Annotated in this window: 10 protein-coding genes and 1 pseudogene; all 11 read right to left on the bottom strand. The window is 61.6% G+C overall.

The genetic code is table 11. The features are described 5' to 3' along the window. The coding region (fliP, locus tag AC2VNO_RS19480) for a flagellar type III secretion system pore protein FliP (RefSeq protein WP_486935682.1) at window positions 1-702 on the bottom strand (702 nt) is incomplete at its 3' end. Next, window positions 699-1,136: a flagellar biosynthetic protein FliO gene (fliO, locus tag AC2VNO_RS19485; protein WP_486935683.1), complete on the bottom strand. Its 438-nt coding sequence runs from the start codon at window positions 1,134-1,136 to the stop codon at window positions 699-701. The genes fliP and fliO, both read right to left, overlap by 4 nt. Further along, window positions 1,133-1,702, bottom strand: a complete 570-nt coding sequence (gene fliN / locus AC2VNO_RS19490; RefSeq protein WP_486935684.1) for a flagellar motor switch protein FliN — start codon at window positions 1,700-1,702, stop codon at window positions 1,133-1,135. Before fliN ends, fliO begins: the two co-directional genes overlap by 4 nt. Further along, the gene (fliM, locus tag AC2VNO_RS19495) at window positions 1,695-2,741 is read right to left on the bottom strand and encodes a flagellar motor switch protein FliM (protein ID WP_486935685.1); all 1,047 of its coding nucleotides are present in this window, start codon (window positions 2,739-2,741) and stop codon (window positions 1,695-1,697) included. The genes fliN and fliM overlap by 8 nt, the downstream gene beginning before the upstream one ends. A gap of 18 nt (window positions 2,742-2,759) precedes the next feature. Then, window positions 2,760-3,236, bottom strand: coding sequence for a flagellar basal body-associated protein FliL (fliL, locus tag AC2VNO_RS19500; protein ID WP_486935686.1), 477 nt, complete (start codon window positions 3,234-3,236; stop codon window positions 2,760-2,762). A gap of 108 nt (window positions 3,237-3,344) precedes the next feature. Then, complete coding sequence (locus AC2VNO_RS19505; protein WP_486935687.1) at window positions 3,345-4,604, bottom strand: flagellar hook-length control protein FliK; 1,260 nt, start codon at window positions 4,602-4,604, stop codon at window positions 3,345-3,347. A gap of 18 nt (window positions 4,605-4,622) precedes the next feature. Then, entirely contained in the window at window positions 4,623-5,078 is a 456-nt protein-coding gene (gene fliJ / locus AC2VNO_RS19510) for a flagellar export protein FliJ (RefSeq protein ID WP_486935688.1), read from the bottom strand. Then, a complete protein-coding gene (gene fliI, locus AC2VNO_RS19515) occupies window positions 5,075-6,475 on the bottom strand; it encodes a flagellar protein export ATPase FliI (protein ID WP_486935689.1) in 1,401 nt (466 codons plus the stop codon). The genes fliJ and fliI overlap by 4 nt, the downstream gene beginning before the upstream one ends. A gap of 10 nt (window positions 6,476-6,485) precedes the next feature. Further along, window positions 6,486-7,229: a flagellar assembly protein FliH gene (locus AC2VNO_RS19520; RefSeq protein WP_486935690.1), complete on the bottom strand. Its 744-nt coding sequence runs from the start codon at window positions 7,227-7,229 to the stop codon at window positions 6,486-6,488. After that, window positions 7,222-8,226 (bottom strand): flagellar motor switch protein FliG, encoded by a 1,005-nt coding sequence (gene fliG / locus AC2VNO_RS19525; protein ID WP_228577886.1) that lies wholly within the window; start codon window positions 8,224-8,226, stop codon window positions 7,222-7,224. The genes AC2VNO_RS19520 and fliG overlap by 8 nt, the downstream gene beginning before the upstream one ends. Next, window positions 8,219-8,594 (bottom strand): annotated as a pseudogene (locus AC2VNO_RS19530) (flagellar basal-body MS-ring/collar protein FliF); the annotation flags it as partial. The pseudogene AC2VNO_RS19530 and the gene fliG, both read right to left, overlap by 8 nt.

Below are 8,594 nucleotides of genomic sequence, written 5' to 3' on the forward strand. Positions count from 1 at the left end.
GAACAGCATCAGCTTGAACGGCAGCGAGATGGTGGCCGGTGGCACCATCATCATGCCCAGCGACATCAACGTACTGGCAACCACCAGATCGATGATCAAAAACGGAATGAAGATGGTGAAGCCGATCTGGAAAGCCGTCTTGAGCTCACTGGTGACGAATGCCGGTACCAGAATCCGTAGGGGGACGTCTTCAGGACCTTGCATTGGACCGACATCTGCCAGACGTGCAAACAGTGCCAAGTCGGGTTCGCGGGTCTGGGCCAGCATGAACTCGCGGAATGGCTCCTGGGCCAGCAGCAAAAATTCCTCGAAGTTGATCTCCTCGGCGGTCAGCGGTACCCAGGCGGTGTCATAGACCATGCCGATGACCGGTGACATCACGAAGAAGGTAAGAAACAGGGCGAGGCCGAGCATCACTTGGTTGGGCGGCGTGGACTGGGTGCCGATGGCAGTACGCAGCAGGCTGAGCACGATGATGATGCGCGTAAAGCTGGTCATCATCAGCAGAGCTGCCGGCAGGAAGGCCAGTGAGCTGAGCAGCAGCAGTGTTTGTAGCTGGATCGACCACTGCTGACCGCCGCCGTCCAGAGGCTGGCTGACGATACCGGGTATCTGCTGGGCATGCGCTCCCAGTGGTAGGAGAGCAACGGCAAGTAGAGTAACCAGGCACAGCGAGCGCAGCGTGAAAAGCCGATGAGTCATGGTCTTCCTCGCCCGGAACCACCCAGGCCGGCATTCTGCTTGAGGGCGCGGGCGAAGCGGACGGCAAAGCGTTCCCCTTCGGTGGCAGGCTCGGTAGTCTCGTTTCGCACCGGCACGGGCGCTGGCAGCTCATGCAGTTTGTTGACTTGACCGCCGCCAACCCCGAGAACCAGCCAGGTGCCTTGTATGTCGACGATCACCACACGCTCGCGTGTGCCGACCGCGGCACTGCCGATCACTTGCAGATGCCCGCCTGCTGCTCGCTGTTGAGGATTCCAGCGTTTCAGAAGGGCGGTGCAAACCAGGATGATCGCAATCACCAGCGCCAGGGCAGCGACGGTCTTGCCGAAGGTGGCCATGCCTACCAGGGCATCGCCACCTACGGCCAGGGTTTCGAGCCCGGTGCCGGTATCGGGAGAAGGCGTATTACTCATCGGTTGAGCTTTTGCACCCGCTCTGAGGGAGTGATGATCTCGGTGATGCGGATACCGTACTTGTCGTCTACCACGACCACTTCGCCCTGGGCGATCAAGTAACCGTTGATCAGAATGTCCATCGGCTCGCCGGCGAGTCCATCGAGTTCCACCACCGAGCCCTGGGTGAGCTCAAGCAGCTGCTTGATGGTCAACTTGGTGCGGCCCAGCTCCACGGTCAGCTTGACCGGGATGTCCATGATCATCTCGAGATCGCGAGTCACGCCGCCCTCCTTGCCCTTGTCGAGTGGCCGGAATACCCGGTCACCGGCCGACTTGGGAGCGGAAGCGGGAGCACTGGCTACCGGTGCCTCTTCGGCGGACGTCTCGAACGCTTCCTGTTCGGCCAAGGCGTCGGCCCAGGGATCATCGTCCTTAGTGCTGCCGGACGCCTCGGCCGCTTCCTGCTCGGCCATGGCTTCGGCCCAGGGATCGTCGTCGGCGGGTTTGGTATCATCCTGTTCGGACATGGCGGAGGCCCAGTCGTCGTCGGAAACGTTCTGATCGGGTTTCTTGGGATCAGTCATGCTTTGAGTCCTTGGCTTGAGGCGCTGCGCCCTTGATGAAGGCGTCCTTCGACACCGGGTTCTGTGCACCATGATCGATGATGCGGATGACACGCAGCGCGCGCTGCTCGTGCTGGCTACCGTAATCGCACTCCATGACGGGCACGCCGTCGACGCTGGCAGTAACGGTATCGGGAAGTTCCAGCGGTAGTACGTCGCCAACCTTCAGCGCCATCACATGGGCGATTCGGGTAGGAATATCGGCAAAATTGGCGATCAACTCCACTTCGGAGCGGCGGAGTTCGCCGGCCATGCGCTTGGTCCAGGAGCCGTCCTGGTCATGGTGGCCATCGCTCAGCGGATTGGCCAACAGATCGCGCAGCGGTTCGACCATTGAATACGGTATGCAGATCTGAAAGCTGCTGGTCAGATTGCCCACCTCGATGTTGAAGTTCGTATTCACCACGATCTCGTTGGGAGAGTTGGTGATATTGGCGAACTTCGACTGCATTTCGGATCGCAGGTAACTGATCTGCAGTGGGAAGACGGATTTCCACGACTCTTCGTAGGCTTCGATGGCAAGATTCAGCAGGCGCTGAATGATGCGCTGTTCGGTATTGGTGAATTCGCGACCTTCCGATTTTGTCAGGAAGCGCCCGTCGCCACCGAACAGATTGTCGACCACCATGAACACCAGGTTCGGCGGAAATACGATCAGCGCTGAGCCACGCAGCGGCTTCATGCCGATGATGTTGATATTGGTCGGCACCGGCACATTACGCGAAAACTCGCTGTAGCTCAGATAGCGCACCGAATCGATGGTGATATCGGCACTGCGCCGCAGCAAGTTGAACAGCCCCATGCGAAAGTGACGTGCAAAGCGCTCATTGATGATATCCAGCGCCTGCAAGCGCTCGCGGATGACGCGGTGCTGGGTCGCTGGGTCATACGGACGTACGCGGGTTTCACCGTCGTTTCGAGCAACGGGCTCGTCGTCGCCGCTGACGCCCTTGAGAAGGGCGTCTATCTCATCCTGTGACAGCAGATCGTCTTGGGACATGGTGGCAAGGGCACCCGGTTATTGCACGATGAACTCGGTGAACAGCACGTCCCGGATCTCCAGGGACGGCTGAGGCTGGGATAGCGGCTCAGACAGTACGGCGATGACTTCTTCGCCGAGGCGACGCTTGCCTTCCGGTGTGGTCAGCTCATTCGCCTGTTTGCCTGAGAACAGCATCAGCAGGCGACTGCGTACCTGGGGCATATGTTCGGTGAGTATCTCGCGCGTCTCGTTGTTGCCGACCTTCAGCGAAATACCGGTGTAGAGTAGCCGCGAGCCAAAGTTGTCGTCGGCAAGATTGACCGTAAAAGGATCGATCTTGACGAAGATCGGGGCCTGACGCTGAAGCTGCTGCGTCTGGGCATTGCCTTCGCCGCTACCGTCGCGTTCGCTCATTACCATGTAGATGGCTGCTCCTGCCGCTGCCGTAGAGAGCAGTACCAGCAGTATCATCAACCACAGGAGCTTGGAGGAGCCACCCGTCGATTTTGCCATTGCCTTGCCTTTCGTATGTTGACCAGCTATTGGAAGAATTATGCCTGTCTGCACGGCCGGTGATGACAGGAACAAGCCGTGCGAATGGGCTTATCTTGGCTTTTTGTCTCAGGCGTACAGGTTGACGCGTCCATCCAGCGGTAGCGTTACGGCGCTGACATTAGTGGCACCCTCGTCGGCTACCAGCGCGTCGTCACTCTTGTTCGAATCGGCGCCAGCCTGGCCTTTTCCGCCGTTACCGTTGGCGAAGGCCTGAGCATCCTGGCGACGCTGCTCGCCTACCGATGTTTCACCCAGCGTAATACCTTGCTCAGCCAGAGCCTCGCGAAGCTGGGGAATGGCCTGTTCCAGCACCTGACGAACTTGGGCATGTGCGGCCAGGAACTGGGCCTGAGCACCCTGTTCGGTCATCTTGAGCGTGATGGAGAGCGGACCCAGCTCGGCGGGGTTCAAGCGCATTTCGACTTGCTGTTCACCCCCGAGCCGTGCGAACTGCACCATCTGCTGACCCAGTTGGCCGGACCAGGCGGGGCTATGCACCGGTGCGCTGAGGCTGGCTTGGCTGGGCATGCCAGTCGGCAGTGCGGGATTGACGTGAGTAGCAGCGCCTGTAGCGGTCTGTGCCATGGGCGTGGTTTCCGGCACGAAGCCAACGCGGGGCGCTTCCTGAGTCAGTGTGCGCAATTCGCCGTTGGGCTGGGGCGCACGAGCCAAGGCCGCGCCGAAATCCGCTGCTTGAGTAGAGCGAGTCGGGGGCTCGGCAGTCTCGGCGATTCCCCGCTCGGCAGCCATGTTGGTCTGGGGCAGTGCGGTCGACAAAGCGGCTTGGTTCTGGGCTCCTGCGGTCTGGCCGGCAGTGGCGAGGGGCGCGGCATCGGTGTGCGGCATACGCATTTCACCGCTATTCCCCGGCGCTGCCACGGCAGCGGCCACCAGAGCGGATGCGTGTAGCTCGGCATCTTCTGCGGCTTTGGTGTCACTCAAGATCTTCAGGTCGGTATCGGTCAGGGGCACTGATGCGACGTTAGCGTCGGCTTCATGCTCCAGGGAGAAGCTTGAGTCGATGAGGGAAAGGCGCGCCATGATCTCATTGAGCTGCGCCTGGATTTCGGCCTGGGCGCTCTCGCCGTCGACGCCATGCTCGACATTGGCATGCAGCGCTTGCAGCAGTGCCTGATGCGCCGCCATGGTCGGAGGCAGACCATCCTGCATCATGTCGAGCGGCTGGGCGGGCAGGGCGCTGCCGCCGAGTTGAGAGATACCGTTCGCCTGGTTCATCGCCATGGCGAAATGACCCGGAGCGGCGCCGGCGTCTGGTTTGCCGGAGAGCTGGTTGGGCAGAGCGGACAGCAACATCTGAATATTCATTAATTTTTCCTCACCGGCTCACAATGAGTTGTCGGTACGTTGGCGTAGTAGCCGTCCGGCTGCCATCTCGTCACTGGTACGTTGGTCGCGGCGTGCCTCCTGGCGCTGCCGTTCGGCATCGCGCCGCGATACCAGCGTATCGAAGGCGGAAAGCCGTTTCTGTTCCTGCTGCCAATGCTGCTGGCTTTGCTGTACGCGCTGCTGCTGGGCATCCAAGGCCTGCCTCGCCCTCTGCAGGGCGGCATCCAGAGAGGCCAGAAACTGTTGATAATTGTGCATGCTGGCCGGGTCGATACCTTCGTGCATGGCCTGCTGCAAGCGCTCGGCATATTCGAGCCGATAACGATTGAGCGACTCGAGCTGGGCGGCGACCTGGCGTTCGTTCTGACGCTCGCCCGCCAGTAGCTGACCCGCTTGATCGCGGGCATCACGGGCAAGGTCGCTCAGCATGGCAAGTTGTGACGATGCACTCATTGTCTGACTCCTAGTGTCTCGGCCAGAACCTGTCTGGAAGCCTCGATCGAGGCGTTCTCGTTCATGCCCTGCTGGAGAAAGTGCTCCAGCTGCGGGTAACGCTGTACGGCTTCGTCCAGTTGGGGGTCGTGACCCGGGCTGTAGGCCCCCACGCTGATCAGGTCGCGATTGCGCTGGTAGCGTGAGAACAGGCGCTTGAACCCTTGAGTCATGCTCAGCTGCTGGTCGTCGATGATGTGGGTCATCACGCGGCTGATCGAGGCCTCGATATCGATGGCCGGGTAGTGACCGGCTTCGGCCAGGGTGCGCGATAGCACGATGTGGCCATCGAGGATGGCGCGCGCCGAATCGGCAATGGGGTCCTGCTGATCGTCGCCTTCGGTCAATACCGTATAAAAAGCCGTGATCGAACCGCGGCCGCGCTCGGCGTTGCCGGCACGTTCCACCAGGCTCGGGATCTTGGCGAATACCGAAGGCGGATAGCCCTTGGTGGCCGGTGGTTCACCGATGGCCAGGGCGATTTCGCGCTGCGCCATGGCGTAGCGGGTCAGAGAGTCCATGATCAGCAGCACGTTCTTGCCCTGATCGCGGAAGCCTTCGGCCAGACGCGTGGCATAAGCGGCCCCTTGCAGGCGCTGCAAGGGTGAGGTATCGGCGGGTGCAGCCACCACCACGGCCCGTCGCCGGCCTTCGGGTCCGAGGATGTTGTCGATGAAATCCTGGACTTCACGACCCCGTTCGCCGATAAGGCCTACCACGATGACCTCGGCGCCGGTATAGCGGGCCATCATGCCCAGCAGAACCGATTTTCCGACGCCGGAACCTGCGAAGAGCCCCATGCGCTGGCCGCGCCCGACGCTGAGCAGCGCATTGATGGCGCGAATGCCCACGTCGATCTGCTCGTCGATCGGAGCGCGCTTGAGTGGATTGAGCGGAGGGGTGGTCAGCGGGGCGCGCGGCGCTTCGTCCAGCGGTCCCAGCCCATCAAGGGGCTCGCCGTTGCCATCGACGACGCGTCCCAGCAGCGTTTCTCCCAGCGGGAAGCGACGTGCGGCATGGTCCGGGCCGTCGCCCAGCGGAAATACGCGAGCACCAGGCATCAGTCCGGTAATCTCGGTCAGCGGCATCAACAGCAGTCGTTCGCCGTTGAAACCGACCACCTCCGCTTCTGCGAAACGAGGCGGTTCGTTGCCACCCGGAGCCAACAGTTCGATGCGACAGGCATTGCCCAGTGCAACGCGCAGGCCAACCGCTTCGATCACCATGCCGGTGGCGCGCAGTACGCGGCCGCTGTTGCGATAGCCAGGCACCGTTTCCACGCGCGCACGCACGTGTCGCAGCGTCTGCTGCCAGCGTGCGTGATGCGTATTGGTGGTCGGTGCTGCCGCTTCAGTCATTTCCCGGTCTCTACTCTTCGTCATTGCCGTCTGCGTTAGTCGAGCGGCGTCGCCTGATTTGTGCTCTCACCGCTTGCCAGCGGCTTTCCCAGGTCGCGTCCAGTTCGCCATTGGCGCTGGTGACCCGGCAGCCACCGCGTGTGAGCTGGGCGTCGGGCTGCAGTTTCCAGCCTGCCGCTCCCAGTTCGGCTCCCAGGTGCTCCTCGACCAGCTTGTGATCGAGCGGGTGCAACCACAGACGCTGTTGCCCCAGTAAGGGGGGTTCCGTGTGCAGCAGCCCCTTGATCAGCTCGAGCACCTGGCGTGGACGCGCCTTCAGGGCTTCACCGGCCAACTGGTGGCCTGTGGCGAGGGCCAGCTCGACCAGGTCGTTGGCAACTTCTTCGTCAAGCAGTTCGAGCGCGGTATTGAACTGCTCGGCGAGAGGCTTGAGGGGAGCGGCGATTTCGCCGATCTTGCGCTTCAACTCAACCTCTGCCTCGGCGCGACCCTCTTCCAGCCCTTGGGCATGGCCTGCTTGGCGTCCCTCTTCGAAGCCCGCCCGATAACCTTCATCACGGGCTTCCTGCATGACCTTCTCGCGCAGCGCCTTCAGCTCCGCCTGGCGCTGGAAAGCTTCGCGGCGCCTGGCTTCCACGACGGGGTCCTGGGCCGGGCGCTGGCCTTCTTCGGTGCGCTCGGACTCCAGTTCGCCCATCTGCCACCGCCGCCAGGGGGCATGGCGTTCGGAAGAACCGGAGGAGCGCTCAGACATAGGTGTCGTCTCCACCGCTCAACACGATCTCGCCGGAGTCTGCCAGTCGACGCACCACCTGAAGCACGGATTTCTGTTCGGCCTCCACCTGGGAGACGCGAATCGGCCCACGGGCTTCCATGTCCTCGCGCATGAGATCGGCGGCCCGCCGCGACATGTTGCGCAGGAATTTCTCCATGAGGGCCTCGGGGGCGCCCTTGAGTGCCACCACCAGTGAATTGGTGTCGATCTCCTTGAGCACCAGCTGGATGCTGCGGTCGTCCAGGTCCATGAGGTTCTCGAACAGGAACATCTCGTCGATGATCTTCTGGGCCAGGTCTTCGCTGTGAGCGCGCACCGTCTCGATGGCTGTCTCTTCCAGCGAAGAATTCATCAGGTTGAGGATCTCGGCGGCAGTTCTCACGCCGCCCATCTTGCTGCGCTTGAGGTTCTGGCCATCGAGCATTCCCGAAAGGACTTCGGTCAGTTCCTGCAGCGCTGCGGGCTGCACACCGCTGAAGGTAGCGATACGCAGGACCACGTCGTTGCGCAGCTTGTCGTCGAATAGCTCCAGAATATCGGCGGCCTGATGACGCTCCAGATGGACCAGGATCGTGGCGATGATCTGTGGGTGCTCATCGCGGATCAGCTCGGCCACCATCGAGGCTTCCATCAGGTTCAGCGAGTCGATACCGCTGCTGGAGCCGGTAGACTCCAGGATGTCCTCGATCAGGCTGGTAGCGCGCTCGCTGCCCAAAGCCTTGGTCAGCACCGAACGGATATGATCGCTGGAGTTAAGGTTCAGCGCGATGAACTCTTCGGTCTCACGGTGGAACTCCAGCAGCACCTGCTGCATGTCCTCGTGGGATACCTGTGCCATCTCGGACATTTCCATGCTCAGCTGCTGAATCTCTTTGGGACTCAGAAACTTGAACACCTCTGCTGCGCTGTCCTCATCCAAGGCCAGCATCAGGATGGCGCTGCGGCGCAGGCCGGTAATGGTCTTGGCACTAGTCATTCTTGCTCATCCAGCTGCGAACGATCATGGCAATCATGCGGGGATCTTCCTGAGCCAATTCGCGCAGGTCGGCGAGATGGTCTTCGTAGGCGGAAGAGCGGCGCTTGCGCTTCGGCTTCTGGTACGGCTGAAGGTCGTCGTCTTCACCTGCCGCCTGCAGCTCACCTTCGGCCGGTTCACCGTCGTCACCCAGGCGAACCTGCAGGCCGGTGCCCGGTGCGCTTGCCAGTACGGGCTGTTGCGTATGACGCTTGATGAGCGGACGCAGTACCAGCAGGTAGCCCAGCAGGATCCCCAGCGCTATCAGCAGGTAGCGGCCGATGGTCAGAGCCAGCGTATGAACCTCGGGAGATTCCCACCACTCGTAC

The sequence above is a fragment of the Halomonas sp. TH-94 genome, assembly GCF_057473365.1.

Coding starts and splice junctions, on each gene's coding strand:
- fliO (WP_486935683.1), bottom strand. CDS start 1,136: ATGAGTAATACGCCTTCTCCCGATACCGGCACCGGGCTCGAAACCCTG.
- AC2VNO_RS19505 (WP_486935687.1), bottom strand. CDS start 4,604: ATGAATATTCAGATGTTGCTGTCCGCTCTGCCCAACCAGCTCTCCGGC.
- fliL (WP_486935686.1), bottom strand. CDS start 3,236: ATGGCAAAATCGACGGGTGGCTCCTCCAAGCTCCTGTGGTTGATGATA.
- fliM (WP_486935685.1), bottom strand. CDS start 2,741: ATGTCCCAAGACGATCTGCTGTCACAGGATGAGATAGACGCCCTTCTC.
- fliG (WP_228577886.1), bottom strand. CDS start 8,226: ATGACTAGTGCCAAGACCATTACCGGCCTGCGCCGCAGCGCCATCCTG.
- AC2VNO_RS19520 (WP_486935690.1), bottom strand. CDS start 7,229: ATGTCTGAGCGCTCCTCCGGTTCTTCCGAACGCCATGCCCCCTGGCGG.
- fliN (WP_486935684.1), bottom strand. CDS start 1,702: ATGACTGATCCCAAGAAACCCGATCAGAACGTTTCCGACGACGACTGG.
- fliJ (WP_486935688.1), bottom strand. CDS start 5,078: ATGAGTGCATCGTCACAACTTGCCATGCTGAGCGACCTTGCCCGTGAT.
- fliI (WP_486935689.1), bottom strand. CDS start 6,475: ATGACTGAAGCGGCAGCACCGACCACCAATACGCATCACGCACGCTGG.